Raw genomic sequence first — 24,596 nt, forward strand, 5'->3', positions numbered from 1 at the left:
AACCCACCCGCTGACGCAGGTGGTACTGACCTTGCCGCTACAACTTCCGGAATTCATCCTGCAGCGCCGGACGTCGTTTGTTTTCTTCTCGCAGCTTTGCAATCCAGGTTTTCCAGGTGGTCTGGTCCTTTAACACCGTCAGGTAAACACCTTTCATCTTTTCAGCATAGGTGGCGGCGGTGTGGTAGCCTTCACGTTTCTGGCGGCCAATGTACTCCGTGACCAGTTTTTCATAGAGGGCAATGGCTTCTTTGGGGAGGTGGTGCTTGATGCCATCCGCGACCAGAACTTTGAGTGATTCGTGATGCTGGGCTGATTGGGCCACGCCAAGTGCTTCTGACCAGTTTTGCTCTTCCAGATGAATCCGAGCCTGAGTCTCTAAGTCTGATTTGGCAAATTCAAAAAATTTCGCCCGCGCATCCGACCAGGTACCGAGTTTGGAGGCTTCGCGTTTGAGAAGTTGATACAACTCCAGCGAGGTACGGCTCCAGCGGGCCATCGCCAGGAAAATCCGAACCAGATTTACCGTATCTCCTTTCTCTTCATAGTGATCAGCCAGCCGCTTGAGCACCCCATCTGGTTTGGAGAGCGCGTAACTAAACAACCAGGGGGTTGGCGAAACTGCTTGAGGGCGATTTTCCAAATGCCTGAGCCAGCTTTCCAACGTCTCGATATATTGTTTCTGATCGTCTTTCGCTTTCCAGAAATCAGCCAGCTCAAGGAATTGATATTCCTCCCTCAGATTCTCAGTGCGGGTTTTGAGATACGCTTTTTCATCGCCAAGTGTCAGGTAATAACCGGCAATCCAATCGGAAGCTTCATTGGAATTAAGTTTCTCGAACTTCTTGATCAGGTATTTGTAATCATTCGGTTCGGAACAGATGATATCGAGCGCGGTTTTGATCCCGTTGACGGTCTCGCCATAACTGCCCAGAGTCTGGTCAAACGCTTCGCATAATTGATCGAAGAACGGTTTTTTCTCTGTGTGGGAAAGCTGGAGTTTGGCAATTGCCTCGCCGTAATATTTGAGTGCCGTTTCAATCTGGCTGGTACTCAAGCCTACTTCCTCGATCAGATCCTCCATTTCTGAAATGGTGTGCCAGAATATTTCAATTTGATCAACCGGATGCAATGCCTGAGCCTCTTGAAAGACGGTGTTAAGTTCCCCAATTTCAATGTCCCCTTCATATCCAGATTCGATGTAGCTATAGACACCAGCCAGCAGGCGGTCAATCTGTTTGTTCAACCGTTTGACCAGCGCCGGGTTTTTGGGCTGGCTGACCAGGGCTGACGCCGGGAGCGAAATATTCTCAAGCAGTACTTTTTGAAATCCTGGATTTTCTTCCGCCAGTTTCAGGATGAGTTTGAGGAGCGCATCTCGTGAATAATCTTCCAGGGTCTGCTGGAGTGCCGAGGGGATACCTGGAATGGTAAGTTCGGCGACATCATCCTTATGATCCAGGTAATACAGCAACGCGCCTACAATGTGCTTACAAACAACACCGTCATAGGGGCAGGTACATTCAGATTTGAGTTCGGTGCCTGCTTCACGAACATTCACGGTGTAATTTCCATAGTTGCCATGAAGTTTGGCGGAAATTGAATTTGGAGTTGTTGAGAACTGATAGATTAGTCCTTCTTCAGCATATTCTGTGCCGCGATGAAAGATTTCTGAACTGTCGGCCAGTTGCAAAATGTCTTCCCGAGTCAGTGTTTTGAGTTTCATACAGCCTCATTTTTTGAGAAGTTTTGAGACTGTAAATATAGCATAAAGAAGAAGATAAAGCTAGTTTTGGAGTGCGGCGGCTTGACGCCGCTTTCAAAACATCAAAGCGGCGTCAAGCCGCCGCACTCCAAAGCGTACCCTCTTGACACTCCAGGAACTGTTTGCTAAGGTTGCGCGCTACTTTGGCGATTTTGGCCAAAGTAACAATGACCAACACACACGGATAGACGCGTAGCTCAGGGGTAGAGCACTACCTTGACACGGTAGGGGTCAGCGGTTCAAATCCGCTCGCGTCTACCATCCTTTTTTGCGGTGCTGGTCACTGCTGGTTCATTCTCACGTCAGCTCCAGAAGAGCTCAAGGTTTTGCACAGATTGCATTCCGAATCTGTGTCGCTTGCCGCACTCACCCACGCGGAGGGCACACCAAACGCCACTCTCCCGGCGTTGCCACTCCACATACGCTTTCCGGCCAGGCCCGCACACTGCTTCAACCCCAGTGTTGCCCCCTTGAGACGCTGATCGAGGATCTTACCGCGTAAACGATAACTCAATTTTTGAAGCTTCAGTTTTGGAGTGTGATTGGTCGCCTTTGATGAGGTCAGGCCCGCGTTTGGGTCTAATTCATCAGGGGAGAGCCAGTCAGCAAGGAATGTAAGAGGTTATGAGTTCACAGAGCGAAGTGTCTTCAGTGGTCGAATCCGGCCCTTTGACGGCGCTGGTCGTGTTGTCTCAGCGTGATCGTGAAACGGCCAAACGTGCAATTGCAGCCCGTGTCAACGGCGAAGCCGTGGACCTGACCCGGTTGGTGACAGCCACCGACACCGTTGAAGCGATTACAACAGATTCCCCAGAAGCACTCGAAATCTATCACCACTCGACAGCCCATTTGCTGGCGGCAGCCGTCCTCGAATTGTTCCCCGGCACCAAGCTTGGGGCCGGACCGGCGCTGCACGATGATCCGAAGGGCGGGTTTTATTACGACTTTTTGCAGGCTCAAACCTTCACACCCGAAGATCTGACCCGCATTGAAAAGAAAATGCGCGAGTTGGTGAAGCGAAACCTCAAGTACGAACGCGTTGAAATTGCCCGTGAAGACGCCTTGCAGCAATTCAGCGCCGACGAACTGAAATGTTATTTCATCAGCGAAAAAGGCGGCGAGAACCCCAGCTTCTATAAACTGGGCGACCATTTTATTGATTTCTGCCGTGGACCGCATATTCCCAGCACCGCCAAAATCAAAGCCTTTAAGTTACTGTCGGTGGCGGGTGCCTACTGGCTCGGCGATGAAAAAGGTCCGCAGATGCAGCGCATCTATGGCACGTCCTTCTTTTCACAGGAAGAACTCGATGCCTGGATTCATCAACGCGAAGAAGCCGCCAAGCGCGACCACCGCCGATTGGGCCGCGAACTCGATTTGTTTAGCTTTACTGAACAGATTGGTTCTGGATTACCACTCTATCATCCCAAGGGCGGCCTGATGCTCCATTTGCTGCAGGAATATATCTTTAGCGAACTCCTGGCCCACGGGTACAGCCTGGTCAAAACACCGCACGTCGCCTCGCGGGCACTGTGGCATGTCTCCGGTCACGAAGAAAACTATCAGGAGAGCATGTTCCCGGTGATGAAATTTGAAGATGAATCGGTCGAATATCGGCTCAAACCGATGAATTGCCCGTTCCATATTCAAATCTACAAATCACAACAGCGCAGCTATCGCGATCTGCCCCAGCGCTATGCCGAAATGGGGACGGTGTACCGGTACGAACGCTCAGGGGTTCAACATGGCTTGTTGCGGGTTCGCGGGTTTACCCAGGATGATGCGCATTTGTTCTGCACCCCAGAGAATTTACTGGATGAAATCGTGTCCTGTCTTGAGTTTGCCCGCACCATCTATACGACCTTTGGGTTTGACTACAAAATCGAGCTTTCGGTTCGGGATGCTGAAAAAACAGCCAAAAATTACCTTGGCAGCGACGAAGTTTGGGAAGTTGCGGAATCGGCCCTGACTGATGCGCTGAATAAAGTTGGGTTGCCCTATGTTCGTGTTGAAGGGGAAGCCGCTTTCTATGGTCCGAAAATTGACGTGAAAGTGGTGGATGCGATTCGCCGGACCTGGCAACTTGCGACCATCCAGGTTGATTTTAACCTGCCACGACGCTTTCACCTCGAATACATCGGCGCTGATAACCAGCCGCACACGCCGATTATGGTCCATCGGGCGATTTTGGGTTCACTGGACCGGTTCTTTGGGGTGTTGATCGAGCATTTTGGGGGACGGTTCCCGCTCTGGTTATCACCTGTTCAGGCCATTGTTCTTCCGATTACAGATCGAGTCAACGATTGTGCCAGCCACATTGGTGACAGGTTGAAACGAGCCGGCATCCGCGTCGAAGTTGATCTGCGTGGGGAAAAGATCGGCGCCAAAATTCGTCAGGCCCAGTTACAAAAAATTCCTTACATGCTGGTGATTGGTGACCGTGAAGCCGAAGACGGAACGGTCGCTGTCCGGACACGGGCACAGGGAGATCTTGGAACGATGCCGCTTGAGCAATTCATTGCCCAGGCCACTGACGAAGTTCGGCAACGAGTGCTGACAGCGTAAACAGAATAAAGAATGAAGAATGAAGAATGAAGAATGAAGAATAAATCAGTTTTATCTGATGTCTTGCTCAATCAACAGAGTATTTCTTCATTCTCAATTCTCAATTCTCAATTCTCAATTCTCAATTCTTAATGTGGCGGCGCACCCGGAGGGGACGCTTGCCGTAGCCAAGGAGAGACGAACATCGGAACCCCATTCAATCGCGGAGGCAGACCGGGTGACCGTGGCGGTCGTGACCGTGGTCCCCAAGTTCCAATCAATGAGCGAATTCGCGCCCGGGAAGTGCGGGTCATTGACTATGACGGCGCACAGGTTGGCGTTTTGCCGATCAATCAGGCGCTCGAACTCGCCCGGTCTCGTGGTCTTGACCTGGTTGAGGTGGCATCACAGGCGACTCCGCCCGTGTGCCGCATCATCAACTATGGAAAGTGGCAATACGAGCAAAAGAAAAAACTTCACGAATCCAAGAAAAAACAAACCGTGATCGTGGTGAAGGAAATTAAATTCCGACCCAGCGTCGGCGAGCACGATTACGAATTTAAAAAGAATAACGCCGTGCGCGCTATTCAGGGGGGTGACAAGGTGAAAGCCTCAGTCCGGTTTATTGGCCGTGAAATCACCCACCGCGAATTAGGCGAGCAGTTGTTGACCCGGTTAGAAAAGGACATGGCTGAATATGCAACCGTCGAAACCCGACCCCGAATGGAAGGGATGACGATGTTTGCGATTTTCACGCCCAAGAAATAAACCGGCGACGGCGGCTTTTTCTCTGGATTTAGGACCGGTCTGGTACCCTGCTCCACGATTGCCAACGCCTCCTGCAGGTTTGTGGCTGAACGATTTTTTATGGCGAACAACGCCTTTTGATGCTGTTCGCAAACCACCTGGGCACTTTTTGCTCTTGTACCTGGAGTCTACTTTTATGCCAAAGCTCAAAACCCATAAAGGAGCAGCCAAGCGATTCCGCACGACTGCTTCTGGACGAATCAAGCGTGGACATTCCCACGCCCGGCACATCCTGACCAAGAAAACTTCCAAGCGGAAGCGCATGCTTGACCATGACGTGTTGGTTGCCACAGCCGACGAAGCGCGTATCAACGTGATGTTGCCATATGGTCGCAAGTAATTCTTTATCAAGAATTTGAGCGATCTATACGAGTGTGTCGTAACTTTTCAATTTGCTCTTTTCGGAACAGGAGGACGTTATGCCTCGTGCAAAACGTGGAAATAAGCGCTTGCAGCGGCGCAAAAAGATTTTGGGCCTTGCCAAAGGCTATAAGATGACAAAAAGCAAACTTTACAGGTCGGCGAAAGAGTCCGTCGAGCGCGCGTTAAAGTTTGCTTATAAAGGTCGGAAGATCAAAAAACGCGATTTTCGCAGCCTCTGGATCGTTCGGATCGGTGCGGCTGCCCGCATTCATGGAATTAATTACAGCCAGCTCATGCATGGCCTGAAAGTCGCCGGCATCACTCTGGATCGCAAAGCCCTGGCGGACCTGGCAGTGCACGATGATGCAGCCTTTGCTGAGTTAACCAATCAGGCCAAGAAAGCTTTGGCAGCCCGCTCTGCTTCTTAATTGTTGACCAATTTTTGCGAAGACCTTTAGAAACTGGCGAACGGCTCATTAATTAGCGGCTGTTCGCCAGTTTTTGTTGGCGGGAAGCGTGTCTAGTGTCTTTCACGTGTTGGTTTTTGGTTTTGCATCGCGAAGCGCTGCCGTTCGGATAGCCGGTTGGTTGGCCGCTTTGGGCCTACCACCGGACCCAATCGTCACATCCTTGTTTCTCCCCGCTTCGCCCGCGCCCCACGGGGTGCGGGCGAAGCGGGGAGGGATCAGGGGAACGAACCGTTTCCCGGTGGTAGCTCCCAAAACCTCGCAACCACCGGCTATCCGAACGGCAGCCTTTCAGGATGCTCAATCCAAATGCCTGCCTCCCAAATGAAAACAGGAAATTGTTTTTTAATGCTCCTTGGTAACCAGTACTTTTCAGGAACAAAGCACGAGGCACCAGGCACGAAAACTAGGAACCAGGTATTCAGAGACCCATTATGACTACTCCTCTTCTCATCCGTCGAGCCCAAAAACAGGACGCCGCCGCCCTGGTGGAATTCAATCGGGCGATGGCCCAGGAAACTGAAGGCAAAGACCTGCCGCTGGAGATTATCACCGCTGGTGTTGACGCTCTGTTTGATCGGCCCGAATACGGCTTCTATCTGGTGACTGAGCTGGAAGGTGAAATCGTTGGCGGGTTAATGGTGACATTTGAGTGGAGCGACTGGCGCAACGGGCTTTTTTGGTGGATCCAAAGCGTTTATATCCGGCCAGCCCATCGCCAGCGCAAGATTTACGCCCAGATGTACACCCACGTCAAGCAACTGGCTGAGCAGCAGGGAAATGTGTGTGGCTTCCGGCTCTACGTTGAAAAAGAAAACGAGCGTGCCCAACGGGTGTATGAACGTCTCGGCATGCAGGAAACTCATTACAAGATGTATGAAGAAACCATATAGTGGTTAGTGGATAGTGGTTAGTTTGGGTTTTTGGTTCTGCCTCGAAAGTATTGATTTCCAACCACTAACCACTAACCACTAACCACATTCTTCATTCAAAAAATTCTCCTTTCAGAAGGAATTGACCATGTCTGAATCATTAGCAACCCTTCGGGCCCAAATTTTGGACCAGCAGCAGCAGCTCTCCCGGCGGTTTTGTGAAACCTTTGGCGAAACCGCTTTGCCACCTTTGCCAGTCGAAGATGGAAAGGGAACGGTACGTGACCTTCTGCAGCGTGTTTCAGAATACTGGCTGGCCCGGAAAAATGGACTGATCCCGTTGCGGATGAAAGAATTAGGCAAACTGTCAGCCGAAGAGCGTCCTCGCCGCGGCGCCATGCTCAATACCTTCAAAGGCGAAGTTGAGCAATTGCTTGGTGACGTTGAAGGGCATGTCAAAGCGGCTGAACTGGCTGAAACCGCTGCCCGTGACCGGGTTGATATTTCCTTACCTGGACTTGCCATGCCCTATGGGCGGTTGCACCCAATCACGCAAATCCGCCAAAAGATTGAAGATATCTTTGTCTCGATGGGCTATAGCGTTGAAGACGGTCCCGAAGTGGACACCACGTTTTACAACTTTGACGCGCTCAATATTCCTCAAGGCCATCCGGCTCGCGAGTCACAGGATACGTTCTATCTGTCACCGGAGTATGCCTTGCGTTCTCAGACATCCAATGTGCAAATTCACGCCATGCAGCGTCGCCGGCCACCGTTGCGTGTCATTGCGCCGGGTCGTGTTTTTCGCCGTGATACACCTGATCCCACCCATAACCCGATGTTTTTCCAGGTCGAAGGCTTAAACGTGGCCGAAGGCATCACCATGGGCGATTTAAAAGGCACATTACAGGTGTTTCTGGAACGGCTGTTTGAGAGTCCAGTGACGCTTCGGTTTCGCCCAAGCTACTTTCCATTCGTTGAGCCCGGTGCTGAAACCGATTGCCTGTGTGTCTTTTGCAACGGTTCTGGGTGTCGGGTCTGTAAACAATCCGGATGGATTGAAATGGGTGGCTCCGGGATGGTTCATCCCAATGTCCTGCGTGCCTGCAACATTGACCCGGATGTGTATTCCGGCTTTGCCTTTGGCTTTGGTCTGGACCGTCTGGCGGCGATGCTCTACAGCATTGATGACATTCGCAACTATTTCATTAACGACCTGCGGTTTTTAGAACAGTTTTAAGATCCCCACCCACTGACGCAGGTGGTACCGACAAACCCACCCGCTGACGCAGGTGGTACTGACATTTGTACTCTGAAGAAATATGAAAATTAGTTACAACTGGCTGCGCAATTACGTCAAAACGGAACTTTCTCCACGGGAACTGGCAAACAAGCTGACCAATGTTGGTCTGGCCGTGGATTCAATTGATCCGCACGAAGCAGACTTCATTTTGGACTTTGACCTGACTTCAAATCGTCCAGATGCCCTGTCACATATCGGCATGGCGCGCGAAGCGGCGGCAGTGTCGGGGGTTCCGGTCGAATATCCAGCGGTTTCAATCCACGAATCAGAGACCAGGATTGAAGACCTGACATCAGTCACGATTGAAAATCCGGAATTGTGCCCGCGCTATACGGCGCGAATGATTCGCGGCATCAAGGTTGGTCCCTCTCCGGCCTGGCTGGTTGAGCGGCTGGCAGCCGTTGGTCAACGCAGCATCAATAATGTGGTGGATGTAACCAATTTTGTGTTACTCGAACTTGGTCACCCGCTCCATGCTTTTGATTATGACCTGCTTGGCGAGCATCGGATTGTGGTTCGCACGGCTCGCGAAGGCGAAACGCTGACCACGCTTGATGGGACTGAACGTCAGCTCACCCCCCAGATGCTGGTGATTGCCGACGGAAAAAAAGCGGTGGCGATGGCTGGCGTGATGGGCGGTGCCAATAGCGAAATCGGAGATGAAACGGTCAATGTGTTGATTGAAAGCGCCTACTTTGAACCGGCTCAGGTTCGGCGGACGTCCCGCGCCCTCGATTTGCACACCGAAGCGTCCCATCGGTTTGAACGCGGCGCGGATTGTGAAATGCCGGTTCTGGCCCTCAATCGGTGTACCCAGTTGATCCAGGAAGTTGCGGGTGGGGAAGTTGTCGCTGGTGTGATTGACGCGTACCCGAATCCTCCAGCCCGAAAATCAATTCAGTTGCGACGAAGCCGTGTCCGTACCCTGTCTGGCGTTGATGTCAGCGCGGAACGCGTCGAATCGGCACTCAACGCGCTTGGATTTGTCTTTGAAACCGTCACGCCGGGCGAAGCGTGGCAGGTGGTTGGCCCGACCTACCGGGTTGATATCAATATCGAAGAGGATCTGGTTGAAGAAGTGATCCGCATGGTTGGCTACGCCGAGATTCCGACCACGCTGCCAGGTTGGGGTGGGGCTGGAAGTTACCTGACCGGTGAAACACAACGCCGTTGGATTCGCCAATGTCTGGTTGGGCAGGGATTTTCTGAGGCCATTTCCTTCAGTTGGGCCAGTGATGCCGATGTGCGGGCACTGGGGGCTGATGGGCCGCTGGTGATTACCAACCCGATTGACAAAACTGAAGATCGAATGCGCCCGATTTTGCTTTCTGGCCTGGTCAAAGCTGTGGCGCACAATTTCAACTATGGCACTGACAACGTGCGACTGTTTGAAATTGGGAAGGTTTTTGAAGGCTCGCTGGATGGATTTCAGGAAGCTGAACACCTGGCTCTGGTCGTGACCGGTGCTCCCAATACCCGAGACTGGAGCAACCAGGCCCGAACCGAAACCTTCCACACGCTCAAAGGCATTCTCGAAAGTATTTTGGCGGCACTCCAAATTCAAGGCGCACGGTTTGTTCTTCCAGAAGGTGATCTTCCGCAAGCCTATTTCCCAGGTCAGACCGCGCAGGTCGTTGTGGATGGAAAAGCGATTGGCTGGCTTGGCCGGATGAGTGTGCCGGCTACGGAACATTTCAAGCTCAAACAGCCGGTGTACCTGTGTGAAGTCACACTGGGTGCGCTCCTGCAGCGTCCGCAAACATTTGCACCATATCGGCCACTTCCGAAATTCCCAAGCGTCGAGCGTGATATTTCGGCTCTGGTCGGAATGGATGTTGCCTATGGGACTATTGAGCAGACCGTTTTTGGCCTGGGGTTGCCGGCCTTCAAATCCATGACCTTGAAAGAGGTGTTTACCGGGAAACAGGTTCCGTCGGGGAAGCGTTCGCTGACGTTGAATTTATGTTACCGATTGGAAAATCGCACCTTGACAGATCAGGAAGTAAGCGCGCAGCATGCGCAGGTACTGGCCGCCTTACAAAGCCAACTTGGTGCTGAAATCCGCTAAAAATCCCAAAAAACTGCATTAACGCATCTCGAATCCCATTCGAAGCGCGGTTGTATCAAGACTTTACAGTGTAACCTGACTGTAACGCCGTGTTACAGTGTGCCGAAATTCCACTTTTTTGATCGGGCAAGGGGAGTCTCAGGGGAGGCAAATGTGACTGTACTCACTGGAATGGAAAAATTTAACCACCTTGAAGATAAGCTGTATCGCATTGTGGAGCAGTTCAAAGCCACCCGACAGGAAAAGGAAAGCCTGGACCGGGAGGTAACCACGCTCCGCCGTGAGATGAACTATCTGGCTGAGGAAAACGAGCGCTTGAAAGAGCGCATCGAGCAGATGATGAGCGAGCGGGATACCATTAAACTCAAAGTCGAGGCTATGCTGGATGCCATCGCATTGGTTGACCCTGAGATTGCAGAAACCGCAAAGCGCATGTAGGTAGCCGGCCCTCAACATTGAGCAATTTTCACTCAGAGCCAATTATGAGGACTCACGCCTATGCCTATATCGAGTGACGGTCAAAATCGAAATGAAGTGGTTTCACAAACCGTAGACGTCCGCATTTACAATCAAACCTATTCCATTCGCGGTGGAAACAGCGTCTATATCAAAAAACTGGCCAGTTATGTTGACCAGCGAATGCGCGAAGTCGCTCAGGCTACGCATACCGTAGACACCCTCCGGGTGGCAATCCTGGCGGCGCTCAATATTTCCGACGAACTCTTTAAAACTCAAGAGAAGGTTGACGAACTCGACAGCAAAATTGCCGAACGCAGTTCGGAATATGCCAATCTGCTTGATAGTGTGCTCAAGAAAACCGGACCGCCGACTCCGTGAGTCATTCAAGCCCTGAGCCCGACTTCTTCAGCCCTGATTCCTTATGTTTGTTTCTTATTCACCAGGCTACTTTGTGGATATCGGGGAAGTTCATGTTTTTCCGATGCGTAAGTTTCCTCTGATTTATGAACAGCTTACGGCTGAAGGGACTGTGGATCTGGCCCGAGTTGTCGAACCCACCCTGGCATCGCCGGATGATATTTTGCTTGTCCACACCCGAGATTACTGGACACGGCTCGCCGCAGGTGAGCTGACAGCGCGGGAACTTCGCAAATTAGGGTTTCCCTGGTCGCCAGCTCTGGTGCGGCGTTCGCAACTGGCTGTGCAAGGAACCCTGACTGCAGCCCGATATGCGCTGGCTGAAGGCATTGCCGGAAATATTGCCGGCGGCACACATCACGCTTTTCCTGGTCATGGCGAAGGGTTTTGCGTGCTCAATGATGTTGCGATTGCCATTCGGGTGCTGCAACGCGATGGTGATCTTCATCGGGTGGCAATTGTGGATTGTGATGTGCATCAGGGAAATGCCAACGCCGTCATCTTCGAAGGGGAATCAGATGTCTTCACGTTTTCAATGCACGGGGAAGGGAATTATCCGTTACAAAAAATGCGCAGCACCCTCGACCTGCACCTTCCCAACGGAATGACGGATGAACCATATCTGGAATTACTGGAGCGTCATGTAACCCAAATTTTGGTCGAATTTCAGCCCGATCTGGTCTTTTATCTGGCGGGTGTTGATCCTTACCACAAGGACCGTTTCGGAAAACTGGCGTTGACACTTGACGGGCTCAAGCGTCGTGACCGGCTGGTATTTGAATTGTGTCAGGCCCGATCAATTCCTGTAACCATCACACTGTCGGGCGGTTACGCAATCCCAACTGAAGATACCGTCAACGCTCATTGCAATACCTTTCGAGCCGCCAGGGAAGTGTTTGAGGATTGACGGGTTCCGGGTTCCGGGTTTTCGAACTGATTACCTTTCCGTTTTTTCTATCGTTTCTGTCCTTTTCCTACTCTCCTCCCTCATCCCCATAAGCGCCAGCCTTGAGCCCTCCTCCTCAACTATCTTCACTTTCAGCGTGAAGAACCACTTTGTTTGCACTCAACAAGCGTGATATTTTAAGCTCTCATCGCACAGGGAACACAAACGAATCTTTTTTTCCACCACGCTACTAATTTCGAAGGATGAGTTTTGAATGATGAAACAGCGAACCATTTGATACTCAATCAGATGGCTTCTTCATAATTCATAATTCGGAATTCATAATTTTATCGAGCGCAGCCGCATCGCCAACTGGTTGTCAACTCCCCGGCCCTCAAGGGCCAGGTTTGAGTCGTGCCAAGGCCCGACGCCACGCTTGGAGTGGCCGAAATGTTTTGGTCTGGTTCAAGCCTCGGTTGACCAGACCCCCTGGCGAAATCCAGGGAACCGATAGGGAAGAAATTAGGTACCGGCGAATGCCACCTCAGTCCGCCGCTCTACGGTGACGTGTTAAAAGGGACGGGAGGGAGTTCCAGTGCGCGTCACGTCAAACCTTCCCATATCCGGTCGAGAGGAGGACGGATTCAACCAATGGTCACAGTTGGTTGATACGCATACCTCTCCACAAGGAGAAGAGAGAACATTTTTCTTATGTTCGTTTTTGTCTATGTGTTGAATTGTGATGGGAAACCGTTGATGCCGACGTCGCCGGCCAAGGCGAGGTTGTTACTCAAAGAGGGGAAGGCGAAAGTGGTTCGGAAAACACCGTTCACGATCAAACTGCGGTTTGGTTCATCGGGATACAAGCAAGAGGTTGTGGCTGGGATGGACACGGGAAGCACCAGGGTGGGAACGGCGGCGGTGGCAAACGGGAACGTGGTCTACCAGGCGGAAGTCACCGTGCGTACTGATGTTTCGCGCAAGATGGAACAACGAAAGATGTACCGCCGCAGCCGAAAAACACGCTATCGCCAGGCGAGATTTGAGAATCGGGGAGCATCGCGCCGCAAAGGCCGGTTGCCGCCGTCAATCCAAAGCAAAGTCGAGTCGCACCTGCGGGAACGCCGACAAATTGAATCGATCTTGCCGGTCACGCGTTGGAAAGTTGAATTGGCTGCCTTTGATATTCACAAACTGGTCAACCCGGAGGTGGCCGGAGTTGCCTATCAAACCGGACCGCTCAAAGACTGGTACAACACCAAAGCGTATGTGCTGCACCGTGATGGACATCGCTGCCAAAGCGGACAAAAGATCCAGCACAGCGTCAAACTCAATGTCCATCACGTCCAGTTCAAAAGCCGCCAGGGTGGCAACCGGCCTGAGAATCTCCTGACCTTGTGTCTGACCTGCCACACGGATTTGCACGACGGAAAGTTTGAAATCAAACCCAGGCGAAATGTCACCAAACCAGCCACCGAAGTCAGTGTGATTGCCGCCCAACTCAAGCAGTCGGATTGGGAATTTGAACCGACTTTCGGCTCCGAAACCAAATACAAGCGGGAGCAGTTCCTCAAGTTACCGAAGTCTCACACCACCGATGCGATGGCCATTTGTTGTGAGGACGGCGAAGTGGTCGAAGTCGGGAAGGAAAATGTGTACCTCAAACGTCATGTCAACCAGGGTGACTATCAGCAAACCACCGGCCAACACAGCCAGAAACGGATTCCAACCGGCAAGCTGTTTGGACTCCGCAAGTTTGATTTGATTCAAACCATCAAAGGAACCGGGTTTGTCACCGGCAAGCGCCGGACCGGATATTTTGCATTGGGCGCGATTGACGGCTCTCCATTGACTGGCAGCGTCAACATTAAAACCAACTGTGTCCGGTTGAGGGCCAGAACCACAACCTTAGTTCAAAGCAGGAGCGGCGTTTCCTCCCGGCCCAGCAAAGGCCGGGTCTCCACGCCGAAGATAGGATGAACGAGAATCTCAATGAGGATGTGAAACCCCCGGTTTCGGCTGAACCCGAGCCGGGGGCTGAGCCAGAACCGGAAGCCGAATCAGGAATTGATCCTGAATTGGATGCTGTGTCTGCATTGGCAGCGAAAATTGAAGCTGATACCGAGCCTCTTCCTCCAAGCACTAACCCAAAGGGAGACCAGGATCTGGTACTGCGCTGCCGGGCTGGGGATGCGGCTGCCTGGGAAGGGCTGGTCCGGCTATATTCCCGACGCATCTACAATCTGGCCTACCGGTTTGTCAGCCGCCACGAACAGGCTGAAGATCTGACCCAGGATGTGTTTATGCGGATTTACAAATCGCTCGAACAGTACAACCCGGAAATGGGCGATTTGAGCAACTGGTTGATGCGTCTGGCCCGCAATCTGATTATTGATGATTATCGCCGCCGCCAACGTCAGCCACTTGATGGTGGTGATGATTTAGAAGACCACACCCATTACCTGCGCAGCCGAACCGACAATCCCCACCATACTATTGAACGCAAAGAACGCCGACTTCAGGTCTTTGACGCCATCAATAAGCTCTCGCCTGACTTGCGCCAGTGCGTCATCATGCGTGACATTGATGAACTGACCTATCAGGAAATTGTAGACCGGTTGCAAATCCCAGAAGGAACCGTCAAATCGCGAATCAATCGGGGACGGATTGAGCTGGCAAAAGTACTCCGGCGAATGAAAGTCGTGAGCATTGATTGAAAAACCTGGGACTGAAGAAAACGGGCTGAAGAAAATGGGTTGAGACCCACCTTCTTCAGCCCGATGTCTTTCAGCCCCCAACCCTCAGCCCCATAAGCGCCAGGATAAGGAAATGAGAGCCTGGTTGAGACAAGGAGATCCTCCTCCCGACGGTGGGAGCGGGAGAATATTTTTTCTCCTTGTCCGCTTGTCCCCTTGTCCAGATCGGGTTCTGTTGGCGCTTATGGCCCCCAGCCCCAAGCCCGAAGTCTTCAGCCCCTAATTGGTTGGCACCCACAGCACGCCTTTGCGCAAAATATGGATTTGATTGCGCTGCAAGCCAATTTCAAACAAGTCACATTCCGAAACTTTTTGAATGCACTGGGTGCAGAGTTCATTGAGTTCGCGTTTGGTTTCGTCTTCGATCAGTTGCAGCGTTTCCATCATTTCAATGTATTCCGGATCATTAATCGGAAAACTGGCAATGCCGTCACTACTGGTGACCAGCAATTTTTCACCGCTGGAAAACAGGGCTTCAAGTCGGTATTGACTGGCAAACAACTCGTGCCGACGTTCTATCAGAATGTCATTGATGAAGGTTTCAGGGATTTCGAGTTTGCGACCACGGCGTTCCTGGGCTTCCCGAACCTGAGAAATTTTCATATTGACCCGTCTGATCAGACTATTCAGGTCATTTTCAATGCTGTCGGGCGCCTTTTCGGCAAGTCGGGTGATGAAGTGGTCACGGGTTTCGTCCGGTTCGGAAAAAATATCAAAGTGTGCATTGTGAAAAACTTTCAGCCGAGCGGTGCGCACCAGCTTGTTAAGTTTTTCTTCAATAAACTCGCGGAAGTTTTGGTCAGAGAAATCAAAGCCTTCAGTTTTATGGGGTAGGGGATGGGTCGGCCCCATGGCGATGTTCAGAATGGCGGTATCAGCAAAAGCCGGAATATCCCAATCTACTGAAGCTTGCCCGCGGGGATACCACGCCGTATAGCGTTTTTCCGCTGTATGTTTGATGTGGGCACGCAGGTGATGAAATCGGAGCTGACACTCTAAAAAGACCGCCGGGCGATAGTGGGTAAAGGTTGCCGTGGCTGTTGGCTCAGGGCAAAGCCAGTGCTGCCCGATGTTGAGTTGCGGCGCATCTGTTGACCCCATAATTCCTTGCTCACTCCTGGTTGAAAGACCAGATGCGGATACACTAATCCCGCTCTCGATCAATTAAAATTTTTGGTTCGTTTGCGCGATCCAGGTTTTAAGATTAAAACCCTTTTGATTTCAAATAGATGGAGGCCACTCATTTGGGTTCGCCTGGGTGAAAGCGCGAGGGGAAGAAGGCTTTAAGTGGCAAGAGAAGAAACAGAAACTACCTTCAGTTTGGCGACTCCGGGCAATTATTGCAAGTTAATAAAGTCAGTAGTCAGTAGTCAGTAGTCAGTAGACAAAACCCGGATCGTTGAATCCAGGGAACTCTTGAAAAGAATTGTTCATAACTGACTCAAATAGAATAAAATACACTTGACAGGCAGTTCAAAATCCCAACACTCGACTACTGACTACTGACTACTGACTACTGACTACTGACTACTGACTACTGACTACTGACTACTGACTACTGACTACTGACTACTGACTACTGACTACTGACTACTGACTACTGACTACACTGACTACTGACTACTGACTACTGACTACTGACTACTGACTACTGACTACTGACTACTGACTCCTGACTCCTGGTCACATTTGCTCTGGCACATCAATGCCCATTACGTGCATGGCGGTCTGTAACTGGCGACGAACCAGGGCGAGGAGTGCCAGATAAAACTGCTGGCGGACGGGGTCGGCTTCGCCCAGAACGTGGTATTTGTTTAAAAAGCTGCTCATGGTTTGAGCAATCTGGAAGGCATATTTGGCAATTTGGGCCGGCTCCAGAAATTCAGCCGCCTGAACCAGAACTTCATTCAACTGGAGCGAAAGACTGGTCAATCCCCAGAAAAACTGGCCGTCTTCACCAGTAAAGAAGGTTTGGAGCTTTTCAGGATTGGCTTTTAACACTGACAGCGGGTCGTCGGTGGAAATTCCACGGCGATTGGCTTTGCGATAAATGCTGTTGATTCGGACAGCGGCAAATTGCAGGTAAATGCCGGTCTCGCCCTGTTCTTTGAGGGCTTCTTTAAAGTCAAAAGCAATCACTGTTCCACGGGTGTATTTGAGCAGAAAGTATCGGAGCGCACCAACGGCCACTGTGTGGGCCATGGCCTGTTGGGCTTCAGGAGATTTTTGCTCCTCGGGCGGCAGCGTCGCCTGATGCTCGGTCACGTGGACCAGCGCGCTGGTTTCCAGGCGGTCCAGCAGGTCATCGGCTTTGACACCAAGTCCTTTGCGACCACTCATGCTCACAATGGTTCGTTTGCGTTCCTCTTCGTCCAGTTCAAACCCGAGCACATCGCAACTATTCGGAGTGAGCGCCACTTTTTCATAGCTCAGGTGGGCGCTTCGCTCAACGCGATGCGTATCCATCTGATTGACCAGGGCCGCCAGAACACCTTTTTTGACATATTCCTGGGTATAGCTCTGGCCGACATCAATCACGTTAAAATAAGCCGAGCCATTGCCAAATGCCGGTCGTGATGGAAGTTCTGCTGCGTTTTCTGGCACCGTCGGAGTTGTAATCCAGACCACTTTGCCGTCCGGGTAGGTATGAAACGGCTTGTAATGGAACTCAAGGTCAAGTTGCCCCAGCTTCCAGAGATGGTAGGCAATATCTTTCCCCGTGTAGTTGACCGTGCCGTTTGATCGAACCAGGATTTTGTCGGCATCGTGTTCTGATTCTTCGTCTGGCGTGGTCTCTGTCTGATCGGCTTTCATTACCCAGCAGCCCTGATTCCGGCCACTGGTTTCATAAATAATTGAACCTGAAGCTTTTAATCGCTCGAAAGCTGCATCCCAGAGGTGCATGTGCAGGACTTCGCTTTCACGCGGCATCACGTCATAGCGAATCCCTAGCCGTTCCATTGTGTCGAGGTGGCATTGCAGAACGCGCATCGCCACATAATCGGCAATCCCGGCAATTTCACCCTGGCCGGATTCAATTTCGTGGAGCACCTTTTCACGCAGCTTTTTTCGTTCGGGGTCCGCTTCGTAAAACTGGCCAACCCGGGCATAGAGGTCCCAGCAGTAGTAATCAAATTTGCCTTGGATTTGCTGAATATCCGCCAGCGATTTTTCTTCCAGAAACACAAAGCCGATGACGACATCCACCACCTGCACGCCGGTATTATCAATGTAATTCTGGGTCTCGACGTCTTCACCACAGGCTTTCAGCAGCCGAACGAGCGTGTCGCCAAGCACTGCATTGCGGATGTGACCAATGTGAGCGGCTTTATTGGGGTTGACGCTGGTGTGTTCGACGATGAGTTTCCCGCCGATTTGTGGTTGGAGCGGCGGCTCGCCTTCTGGGGAGAGGCTGCGCAAAAACACTTCGTCGCGCTTGAGAAAGAAATTGAGATACCCGGCCCCGGCGACTTCAACCCGGTCAAGTTCGGGCAGGTCCAGAACGTCAGTTTTGAGCTGTTCGGCCAGTTGACGTGGGTTGTGCTTGGTGCCGGTGGCCTGTTTGAGTTGTTTGGCGAGTTCAAACGCCAGTGGCGCTGCCAGATCACCCAGTTCCAGCTTGGGCGGGTGTTCCAGCACGATGGTCGGCAGGCTCAGGTGAAAGTGTTTCTGGATGCTGTCTGAAAGCCTGGCGCGCAGTTTTTCCTGGATATGCAAAAACATAGACTTCTTCGTCCGTAGTCAGTAGTCAGTAGTCAGTAATGCCAGTTAAGGTTTGAAGTGGTGGTTGGTCCTCATCCCCGTTGGGATGGAGCGAGGTGAGCCGGTGGTCAGCGTCGCTTTGGACGCGCCACCACCGGATGTGGGTCAGTTCCAGGTTACCCCCGCCCGGCCAACCGCCGCCATAGGCGGCGGCTGGCCGGGCGGGAAAAAGGTAGGGAATGATCCGAATTCCCAGGGCTCGAAGACTCGCCCTGGGCTACGAGCCGTCACCTACTTCGTAGGTTAAAAACCAAAACTGCTTCAACCCTTAATTCACATCAGTCGTCAGAGATGGAAATGAAGCCCGCTTTTATAGCTTACTTGGCAGTGGCGAACAAGCACATGTGGAGTACGGCGGCTTTGCAATCTGGCAACTTGACGCCGCAAGTTCAACTCTCTTAAATGTGTACCGTCACTTTTCAAATGCTACGTCACGCCGTAGCACTCCCAAATATTATGTTGCTCAGAGGTTGAAACTATGCGAACGCTACTGTGTGCCGGAATGTGTGTCTTTGTCGTGTTGGTTGGATGTGGTGGGTCGGGGATGGCGCAAAACCAGAAATTGCAAAAGCGCCAGCCGCCAGCCGAAAAGGCCGCACCGCCAGCGCAACAGCCGCCGTCAAAGAAACCGGTGAAAAAAAATCCAGCTCCACCTCCGGCGCTGACAAAGCCCAAGCCAAGCCTGGTGGAAGAACTGAGCCCAAAGCAGCTTGAAAATCTGCAGGCCGTGATTGAAACCTCAATGGGGAACATCACGCTTGAGTTTTTTGGACAGGTGGCACCCAACCACGTGCGCCAGTTTTTGCGGCTGGCTGACCAGGGGTATTACAACGGGACGACCTTTAGCCGGATTGTCAAAGGGTTTGTGATCCAGGGAGGCAATGCCGGAACGTGGCTTGATACCAACCCAAATCAGAAGGTGGATTTTGCAACACCAACTCTGAAAGGGGAATTCAGTGTGATTCCCCACGAACGAGGCACTCTTTCGATGGCTCGGGCAGGCGATGATGAAAATAGCGCCACCACCCATTTTTTCATCTGTCTGGGGCGACAATCATCGCTCGATGGAAAATACAGCGCGTTTGGACGGGTGATTGAAGGAATGGACGTGGTTGATGCGATTGCCGCCGTCAAAATCAAAGGTGGTACTGAAGAACCCGAAGACCGGGTCGAGGTGAAGGCCATTCGGATCATTTTCCCACCGGAAAAATGACAAGGTGACAAGGTGACAAGATGACAAAGTAACTTGATAGCCGGATGATAAAATGAACGGGAAACGGCTCACAAAACTGATTTGGCTGTGCTAAACCGTTGAAAGCAAGATGAGATTTTGTCACCCTGTCACTTGTCATCTTGTCAATTTGTCACTTGTCACTTGTCAATTTGTCACTTGTCACTTGTCAATTTGTCACCTTGTCACTTATTCAGGTACCGCTGCAGGGCTTCATTTTCCCAGTCAATCTGCCCGAGTACCGTTTCCCCAAAGATCAAATTCCGGCGACCATATTTCAGCGGAAGAGTGAGTTTTTCACCAGCATCGCTTTCAAGCTGAACTTGTTCGTCTTCCTGCACGTGATAGCGTCCCCAAATCGCGGTGACGTTGCCTTCGCGAGTCGTGTAGGTATGAGGGTACTGGACTGATTTAAAGAAAAATCGGCCATTGGTGAAAAAGTAATACTTCATCGTGCTGCGAAGCTCACCCCATTCTGGGTGGTCCTTCACCACAATCGGAAAAGCCGACATCCAGTGGTAAAGCTGTTGATTGGTGAAAACAGTTGGCTGGCTGAAGATCCGACGAGGATTGGGATCAGCGGGGACTTCGCCAACTGGGACCTGGGGCGGCTGGCTGGTCAATTTGGCAACTCGGATGCGTGCCCGCCATTGATCATCTTCTGACATCTGGGAGGTGTTGGCTGGTTTGGCCCCGGTGCCCGCCGTTTCTTCTGCGCCTGACACCTTTTCGAAGACGAGCGTGGCATTGGTGCCAGTCAAGGTCATTTGTGTTCCACGCAGTGAAACAAGATATTCACCTGGTGTGTCGCCTTCCGGTTCAAATCGGAGGGTTGTCCCACGAACCACATACCGGCCTGTTTCACGCACCGGGGTATTTTCGACCACGATTTCAGCGCTGTACCGGCCATCCGGTAACAAAAGAATGGTCATTTTCATCTGTTCGGTTTCAGCAACCCATTGTCCGACCAGACTATTTTGCGCAGCGGCGGGTTCGACACCGCAGGCAACCAGCAAAAATAGGGTGAGCACTATCAGCACGAGGCGGGAAACGAACGTGTCAGCCATAATCTTCTCCGATTGGGACTGAGCCAATCAGAATGAGAGCTGGCTCAGTTAAGTAGATTTGAATTCAAGGTGTTCCAGCGTGGCCAGTGTCAGTTCCAGGGCAGTTCGGTCAGCTTCGTTCAACTGGGCAAACAGTTCAGTTTCAATTTTCTCTGCTGCCGCAAGCCACGATTTCAGCCGTTTTTTGGCTTCTTTGTGCAAATAGACCCGTTGTACTCGACGATCTGCCGGATCCGCGATGCGTTCGACCAGTTTGAGTTCGATCATGCGCTGGATAAACCGGGTCATGGTGGTTGAATCAAACCCAAGCTCGTCGGCCAGTTCACCAATTGTGGATGCATTGCGGTGGTTGAGCGCACTGAGCACCAGAAGCTGGACTGGGGTTACTCCTACATCGCGACATCGGCGCTCATAATGGCTCATGATTTTTCGAGAAATTCGCGCAATGCGAAATGAAGCTTGATCTGAGACTTTGTCAGTCATTTTTGAATGAAGAATTGAGAACTGAGAATGAAAAAAGTGGTTAGTGGTTAGTGGTTAGTGGCTAGTGGTTAGTGGTTGGTGGTTAGTGGTTAGTGGTTAGTGGTTAGTGGTTGGCATCTGAGGCTTGGAGCTTGGAACCTATTGATTTCTAACCACTAACCACCAACCACTTTCTTCATTCTTCATTCTGCTTTGCTGCTGGACGTTCCTTGCCTTCAAGTGCCTGCTTATAGGCGCCATTTGGAACATCCCCGATAGCAATTGCCTGGGAATAGGCTTCGATGGCGCTTTCACGCAGTTCAGCAAAATCATAAATGCGGCCAATCAGGAAATAGGCTTGCGAAACCAGCCATTTTTCTTCAGCCGAGGCAAGTGAGATTGCCTGCCGGTACATTTCGACGGTGTGGGCGAGTCGTTCTTCCTGGGCGGCAATCCGGTCACCTTCTTCAACATTTTCGTCCAATTCATCTTTTGAAGGCGTGTTGCTCAGGATTTGAGCCAGGCCAAAGACAGCACGGGCATTTTTCGGATCTTCTTTCAGGATGGCTTCCAAAATGGGTTTGGCATCCTTGTACTGACGCGTGCGAAGCAGGGCATCAGCATCCGTCAGTCGGCTGGCTATGGTGGGTGCGGCAGGGAGGCTGCTGGTTTCACCCCGCCGTTTTTCAACCCGGGCCCGTAATGTGCTGTTTTCTGCAACCCGCTTCTTTTCGCGTTCGACGTCAAAGGAGGCAAGCATTTTTGGAATCAAATCGTCAATTTCCACGCCGACCCGTTCCAGTACGTCCATTTCTTCATAAAAATGGTAGGCCAGCACGGCTCCGCGCTCATAGGCGGTTCCAACATCATAGCGGGCATCTTCATCGCCATAGGGCTGGGTTTTGGTAGCGGCTCGTCGTCGAAGACGGGCTTCCGAGGCGCGAATGAGTGATTCGCGAACGATTTCATACACACTGCGCTGGAGCTGGCTGTCAACTCGATCTTTGTTTGGCAGGGTGTCTTTCACCATGACGATTTCAGGTCGTCTGAGGGCCACGGCCACACCCGAACGGGCCACAATTGGCTCCAGGACAAACCGCAACAGGGTGAGTCGAATGGCGGAAAGCGGTGGCGCTGTGTGTGGGCCAACCACCATCAGGTAATCATCACCTGCCCGGCGAAGGGTGATGGTATCAACCCCGTTCAGCACATCATTGCGGGTATAGACGCGGTTGGCGGGACCAAGCAAGTCAGGCAATACAAACAGCCGTCGGACTCGATTCTGTGGCTTTTGCGGGGCGGGTTGTTCGGTTGGCTTCTTTTTATCGGCTGATTTGTCTTTCGATGGATCGGTATAGCCTGGCGATGTTTGGGCGTACCGGTCAGCCGGAGTCGAATCGGCTGGTAAGAGCAGAATTGGCCGGGTATGGAGCAGCGACAAAACCTCAACCATTTGGGTATCAACGGCTTCGATGAGCGAAAGCGCTGACTGTTGATACAATGGTAAATATTTAGGAATAAGTGATTTAACTGGGGTTTTAGTGTAAAACTCAGCGACCAGCGGTGCAAATTCAAAGAGTTCGTTGACATCGTTTGCCAGAAACTCGCGATCAGCCGGCGGAGTAAACGTCGGCGGAGCACCAAGCACAAAAGCCAGTGCAATATAACCGGTTGCCTGTGCTTCGGGTTCACGTTCCAGTTGAACGTGAACTTTAAAAAAGCTCTGGAGCTTGATCAGGAGTTGCGGATCAATGGTACCCAGATCTTTGCGGAGTTGTGCCCGAACGCTACTGGGCGGCATGCCTGGGGTTTCAACGTCAAACCCAGCGGCATTGAGGGCGGCCATGACCACAAACATGCGTTCGTCTACGCCGACAAACGTGTTGTATTGCTGAAGCTCGCGAATAGATTCAACCAGTTTGGCAACCTGGGGGTCAGTTTGGGTTGGTTGGGAGGATGGTGGTTGTTGAGCCAGCAGGGACGCTGAACTCGTCAGAACACACAGGAGGAGGGCAAAACAAAGAGAAATACGCATGGAAACCTTGTACATCAGGGGTCAGGGGTCAGGGCACTTTCAAGGGATGAGGGATGAGGGATGAGGGATGAAAAAAATCCGATTGTCCCATTGTCACCTTGTCATCTGGTTCAGGGACTTTGAATTTATGTCCTTTATGTCCCTTATGTCCTTTTTTCCTGTCCCCCGGAACCCTAAAACGAAATAGCTCCGTCGTCGCTGATCTTGACGCTTGTGTCGCCAAAATCGCTTTCAGACAGTTGTTTCACAATTGGAATAATGGCTTTGGTCGAATCAGCGAGTGGTCCGCCCGGTTTGATTTGCTTGAATGGATGGATTTTCCCACCTCGAAAAGCCCCGTCTTTGGGATCAATATGGACTTCCAAAATCATGGTTTTCCCAAGTTCTTCAGCCAGATTGAATTTGCCATAGGTGGCAAAATTGCCCAGGGAATAGGCAATGAGGCGATCTTTGTAAACTTCCATGCCCCGGCAGACGTGGGGCCCGTGTCCAATGACCAAATCGGCACCGGCATCAATCACGGTCCGGGCAAACTTGCGGAGGTGTCCGCGGGTCTCGCCCAGAAAGATTTCCACCTGGTCTGGAACGTGCAGATTCGCTGTGCCTTCGGCACCGCCGTGGAACGAGACAATCACCAAATCGGCTTTTTTGGTGGCGTCCGTGACCACCCGGCGGGCAATTTCAATGTCGTTCACGTTGTAGGAAACTGCGTTGGTGGCAAACCCGATAATGGCAATTTTGCGACCTTTGACCGTCATATAGGCGATGTCACCGATTTCACCAGCATGGGCAATGCCGAGTTCATCGAGTACCTTTTTGGAGCTGGCCATTCCCTGGGAACCAAAATCATTGGCGTGATTATTGGCCAGGCTCATGATGTCAATTCCAGCGTCTTTGAGATGTTTTCCATACCGGGTTGGCACTCGAAAGGCAAAGCAGCGGGTTGATTTGGGACCGCATTTTGTGGTGGTGCCGCCTTCGAGCATCGGGCCTTCGAGGTTCCCAAATGCAAGGTCTGCCGTGGTCAGAATCGGTGTGGCTTCCTTGAGTAAATCAGCCCCATCGTTGGGCGGCAGCCCTGATTCATCCGGGTAGGTTGACCCCAACATAATATCGCCCACACCCATAAACACGATGTTGGAAGCCGATGTCGCTGCCGGAGCCGGTTGGACTGGTGGTTCCTTCGGCGCTGGAGCCGGGGTTGATGCTGGTGACTGAGCCGTGGTGGGTTGACCTTCGACCGTGCAGGCGACGACCAGTCCGAGAAAACAAAATCCAAGCGAAAGTAAAATTCGTGAGTTCATACAGTTCCAGTGGGAAGGCATTGGGCCG

The 24,596-nt window shown here is 51.7% G+C and carries 21 protein-coding genes and 1 tRNA gene; 15 read left to right on the forward strand and 7 right to left on the reverse strand.

Annotated features, from left to right (window positions below; all coding sequences use genetic code 11):
• Positions 1 to 37 precede the first annotated feature (37 nt).
• Complete coding sequence (locus HY774_17975) at positions 38 to 1,726, reverse strand: SWIM zinc finger family protein (GenBank protein ID MBI4750373.1); 1,689 nt, start codon at positions 1,724 to 1,726, stop codon at positions 38 to 40.
• A gap of 225 nt (positions 1,727 to 1,951) precedes the next feature.
• On the opposite strand from HY774_17975, the gene HY774_17980 reads away from it, so the two are divergent.
• The 13 genes from HY774_17980 (at position 1,952) to HY774_18040 (ending at position 14,668) form a co-directional block, all read left to right on the forward strand.
• Positions 1,952 to 2,026 (forward strand) — tRNA-Val (locus tag HY774_17980).
• A gap of 363 nt (positions 2,027 to 2,389) precedes the next feature.
• Complete coding sequence (gene thrS, locus HY774_17985) at positions 2,390 to 4,330, forward strand: threonine--tRNA ligase (GenBank protein MBI4750374.1); 1,941 nt, start codon at positions 2,390 to 2,392, stop codon at positions 4,328 to 4,330.
• A 183-nt stretch (positions 4,331 to 4,513) separates the two neighbouring features.
• The gene (locus HY774_17990; GenBank protein MBI4750375.1) at positions 4,514 to 5,077 is read left to right on the forward strand and encodes a translation initiation factor IF-3; all 564 of its coding nucleotides are present in this window, start codon (positions 4,514 to 4,516) and stop codon (positions 5,075 to 5,077) included.
• Between the two features lie 175 nt (positions 5,078 to 5,252).
• Entirely contained in the window at positions 5,253 to 5,456 is a 204-nt protein-coding gene (rpmI, locus tag HY774_17995) for a 50S ribosomal protein L35 (protein ID MBI4750376.1), read from the forward strand.
• A gap of 79 nt (positions 5,457 to 5,535) precedes the next feature.
• Positions 5,536 to 5,907 carry a 50S ribosomal protein L20 gene (gene rplT, locus HY774_18000; GenBank protein ID MBI4750377.1) on the forward strand — a complete coding sequence of 124 codons (372 nt, stop codon included), beginning with the start codon at positions 5,536 to 5,538 and terminating at the stop codon, positions 5,905 to 5,907.
• 473 nt (positions 5,908 to 6,380) lie between these two features.
• Complete coding sequence (locus HY774_18005; GenBank protein MBI4750378.1) at positions 6,381 to 6,839, forward strand: GNAT family N-acetyltransferase; 459 nt, start codon at positions 6,381 to 6,383, stop codon at positions 6,837 to 6,839.
• 127 nt (positions 6,840 to 6,966) lie between these two features.
• Positions 6,967 to 8,058 carry a phenylalanine--tRNA ligase subunit alpha gene (gene pheS, locus HY774_18010; GenBank protein MBI4750379.1) on the forward strand — a complete coding sequence of 364 codons (1,092 nt, stop codon included), beginning with the start codon at positions 6,967 to 6,969 and terminating at the stop codon, positions 8,056 to 8,058.
• A gap of 82 nt (positions 8,059 to 8,140) precedes the next feature.
• Positions 8,141 to 10,189, forward strand: a complete 2,049-nt coding sequence (locus HY774_18015; GenBank protein ID MBI4750380.1) for a phenylalanine--tRNA ligase subunit beta — start codon at positions 8,141 to 8,143, stop codon at positions 10,187 to 10,189.
• Between the two features lie 153 nt (positions 10,190 to 10,342).
• Entirely contained in the window at positions 10,343 to 10,627 is a 285-nt protein-coding gene (locus HY774_18020; protein ID MBI4750381.1) for a hypothetical protein, read from the forward strand.
• A 60-nt stretch (positions 10,628 to 10,687) separates the two neighbouring features.
• Positions 10,688 to 11,026: a cell division protein ZapA gene (locus tag HY774_18025; GenBank protein MBI4750382.1), complete on the forward strand. Its 339-nt coding sequence runs from the start codon at positions 10,688 to 10,690 to the stop codon at positions 11,024 to 11,026.
• A 43-nt stretch (positions 11,027 to 11,069) separates the two neighbouring features.
• On the forward strand, positions 11,070 to 11,972 hold the full coding sequence (locus HY774_18030) for a histone deacetylase (GenBank protein MBI4750383.1): 903 nt from the start codon (positions 11,070 to 11,072) through the stop codon (positions 11,970 to 11,972).
• Between the two features lie 690 nt (positions 11,973 to 12,662).
• Positions 12,663 to 13,931, forward strand: coding sequence for an HNH endonuclease (locus HY774_18035; GenBank protein ID MBI4750384.1), 1,269 nt, complete (start codon positions 12,663 to 12,665; stop codon positions 13,929 to 13,931).
• Entirely contained in the window at positions 13,928 to 14,668 is a 741-nt protein-coding gene (locus HY774_18040; GenBank protein MBI4750385.1) for a sigma-70 family RNA polymerase sigma factor, read from the forward strand. Before HY774_18035 ends, HY774_18040 begins: the two co-directional genes overlap by 4 nt.
• A gap of 258 nt (positions 14,669 to 14,926) precedes the next feature.
• Here HY774_18040 and HY774_18045 read toward each other — a convergent pair whose 3' ends face one another.
• Positions 14,927 to 15,808 carry a hypothetical protein gene (locus tag HY774_18045; protein ID MBI4750386.1) on the reverse strand — a complete coding sequence of 294 codons (882 nt, stop codon included), beginning with the start codon at positions 15,806 to 15,808 and terminating at the stop codon, positions 14,927 to 14,929.
• Positions 15,809 to 16,390: 582 nt separating this feature from the next.
• The gene (argS, locus tag HY774_18050; GenBank protein ID MBI4750387.1) at positions 16,391 to 18,430 is read right to left on the reverse strand and encodes an arginine--tRNA ligase; all 2,040 of its coding nucleotides are present in this window, start codon (positions 18,428 to 18,430) and stop codon (positions 16,391 to 16,393) included.
• 52 nt (positions 18,431 to 18,482) lie between these two features.
• Between argS and HY774_18055 the strand changes: the two genes are divergently transcribed.
• Positions 18,483 to 18,716 carry a hypothetical protein gene (locus HY774_18055; GenBank protein ID MBI4750388.1) on the forward strand — a complete coding sequence of 78 codons (234 nt, stop codon included), beginning with the start codon at positions 18,483 to 18,485 and terminating at the stop codon, positions 18,714 to 18,716.
• 231 nt (positions 18,717 to 18,947) lie between these two features.
• Complete coding sequence (locus HY774_18060) at positions 18,948 to 19,682, forward strand: peptidylprolyl isomerase (GenBank protein MBI4750389.1); 735 nt, start codon at positions 18,948 to 18,950, stop codon at positions 19,680 to 19,682.
• A gap of 203 nt (positions 19,683 to 19,885) precedes the next feature.
• Here the strand turns inward: HY774_18060 and HY774_18065 are convergent, their stop codons facing one another.
• The 4 genes from HY774_18065 to HY774_18080 form a co-directional block, all read right to left on the reverse strand.
• A complete protein-coding gene (locus HY774_18065; GenBank protein MBI4750390.1) occupies positions 19,886 to 20,767 on the reverse strand; it encodes a hypothetical protein in 882 nt (293 codons plus the stop codon).
• 48 nt (positions 20,768 to 20,815) lie between these two features.
• On the reverse strand, positions 20,816 to 21,190 hold the full coding sequence (locus HY774_18070) for a MarR family transcriptional regulator (protein MBI4750391.1): 375 nt from the start codon (positions 21,188 to 21,190) through the stop codon (positions 20,816 to 20,818).
• A gap of 235 nt (positions 21,191 to 21,425) precedes the next feature.
• Entirely contained in the window at positions 21,426 to 23,264 is a 1,839-nt protein-coding gene (locus HY774_18075) for a tetratricopeptide repeat protein (GenBank protein MBI4750392.1), read from the reverse strand.
• A 173-nt stretch (positions 23,265 to 23,437) separates the two neighbouring features.
• Positions 23,438 to 24,568, reverse strand: coding sequence for a CapA family protein (locus HY774_18080; protein MBI4750393.1), 1,131 nt, complete (start codon positions 24,566 to 24,568; stop codon positions 23,438 to 23,440).
• Between the last annotated feature and the right edge of the window lie 28 nt (positions 24,569 to 24,596).

Source organism: Acidobacteriota bacterium (assembly GCA_016208495.1).
Lineage (GTDB): Bacteria > Acidobacteriota > Blastocatellia > Chloracidobacteriales > Chloracidobacteriaceae > JACQXX01.

What these genes read in the sequence shown, in the direction of transcription:
- HY774_17975 (MBI4750373.1), bottom strand. Translation starts at nt 1,726, where the DNA reads ATGAAACTCAAAACACTGACTCGGGAAGACATTTTGCAACTGGCCGAC.
- thrS (MBI4750374.1), top strand. Translation starts at nt 2,390, where the DNA reads ATGAGTTCACAGAGCGAAGTGTCTTCAGTGGTCGAATCCGGCCCTTTG.
- rpmI (MBI4750376.1), top strand. Translation starts at nt 5,253, where the DNA reads ATGCCAAAGCTCAAAACCCATAAAGGAGCAGCCAAGCGATTCCGCACG.
- rplT (MBI4750377.1), top strand. Translation starts at nt 5,536, where the DNA reads ATGCCTCGTGCAAAACGTGGAAATAAGCGCTTGCAGCGGCGCAAAAAG.
- HY774_18005 (MBI4750378.1), top strand. Translation starts at nt 6,381, where the DNA reads ATGACTACTCCTCTTCTCATCCGTCGAGCCCAAAAACAGGACGCCGCC.
- pheS (MBI4750379.1), top strand. Translation starts at nt 6,967, where the DNA reads ATGTCTGAATCATTAGCAACCCTTCGGGCCCAAATTTTGGACCAGCAG.
- HY774_18015 (MBI4750380.1), top strand. Translation starts at nt 8,141, where the DNA reads ATGAAAATTAGTTACAACTGGCTGCGCAATTACGTCAAAACGGAACTT.
- HY774_18025 (MBI4750382.1), top strand. Translation starts at nt 10,688, where the DNA reads ATGCCTATATCGAGTGACGGTCAAAATCGAAATGAAGTGGTTTCACAA.
- HY774_18030 (MBI4750383.1), top strand. Translation starts at nt 11,070, where the DNA reads ATGTTTGTTTCTTATTCACCAGGCTACTTTGTGGATATCGGGGAAGTT.
- HY774_18035 (MBI4750384.1), top strand. Translation starts at nt 12,663, where the DNA reads ATGTTCGTTTTTGTCTATGTGTTGAATTGTGATGGGAAACCGTTGATG.
- HY774_18040 (MBI4750385.1), top strand. Translation starts at nt 13,928, where the DNA reads ATGAACGAGAATCTCAATGAGGATGTGAAACCCCCGGTTTCGGCTGAA.
- HY774_18045 (MBI4750386.1), bottom strand. Translation starts at nt 15,808, where the DNA reads ATGGGGTCAACAGATGCGCCGCAACTCAACATCGGGCAGCACTGGCTT.
- argS (MBI4750387.1), bottom strand. Translation starts at nt 18,430, where the DNA reads ATGTTTTTGCATATCCAGGAAAAACTGCGCGCCAGGCTTTCAGACAGC.
- HY774_18060 (MBI4750389.1), top strand. Translation starts at nt 18,948, where the DNA reads ATGCGAACGCTACTGTGTGCCGGAATGTGTGTCTTTGTCGTGTTGGTT.
- HY774_18065 (MBI4750390.1), bottom strand. Translation starts at nt 20,767, where the DNA reads ATGGCTGACACGTTCGTTTCCCGCCTCGTGCTGATAGTGCTCACCCTA.
- HY774_18070 (MBI4750391.1), bottom strand. Translation starts at nt 21,190, where the DNA reads ATGAGCCATTATGAGCGCCGATGTCGCGATGTAGGAGTAACCCCAGTC.
- HY774_18075 (MBI4750392.1), bottom strand. Translation starts at nt 23,264, where the DNA reads ATGCGTATTTCTCTTTGTTTTGCCCTCCTCCTGTGTGTTCTGACGAGT.
- HY774_18080 (MBI4750393.1), bottom strand. Translation starts at nt 24,568, where the DNA reads ATGAACTCACGAATTTTACTTTCGCTTGGATTTTGTTTTCTCGGACTG.